Raw genomic sequence first — 658 nt, 5'->3', positions numbered from 1 at the left:
TAACCGAGAGTAATCGTTTATTATCTCATTGCATTTCAGATAGTAACGGAGCTTTCTTTAAAAGTAGTAAATACGTTCCCCTTAAGTACTTACGTAAAAGGAGAATAGCACGAAAGATACCAAATGATTAGCACTTTGCTAGTAAGCTTGCTGGTAAACTATATTGACCGTAGGGTTTGTTTTGAGACTGTAATTTAAATTGTGTAATTGCCTGTTTTTGATATGTTTACTCCAACAACGGAGACAGGTAAATTATGGACGAAAAGAAGCTTAAAGCCCTTGCGGCTGAACTGGCTAAAGGCCTCAAAACTGAGGCCGACCTCAATCAGTTTTCCCGTATGCTGACGAAATATCCCGGCTCTTAAAACGATAGTGGCTCAGGCTTTCATTTTTCAGCGTTCCCCAGAAGATTTCCATCGGAGCGTTGTCGTAACAGTTACCTTTACGCGACATTGATGTTTTCAGACCAGACTGCTCCTGTATGACCCGGTAATCGTATGCGCAGTACTGTGAACCTCGATCGGAGTGGTGGATTAGCCCGGCAGGTGGGTGCTGGCTCCTGAGCGCCATAAACAGGGCTTTACCCGTCAACTCTTTCGTCATGCGCTCTCCCATGGCGTAACCGACAATTTCGCACGTATAAACATCTTTGACGCCA

General features: G+C 44.2%; 1 pseudogene. It reads right to left on the bottom strand.

Features of this window, described 5'->3' with window-relative positions:
- Nucleotides 1-351: 351 nt before the first annotated feature.
- A pseudogene (locus ACUU1M_RS20500) lies at nucleotides 352-658 on the bottom strand (DDE-type integrase/transposase/recombinase); the annotation flags it as partial.

Source organism: Shigella sp. SIG6, assembly GCF_053555815.1.
Note: the sequence above shows the minus strand (reverse complement) of the source record. Positions and strands in the feature narration are given on the sequence as shown.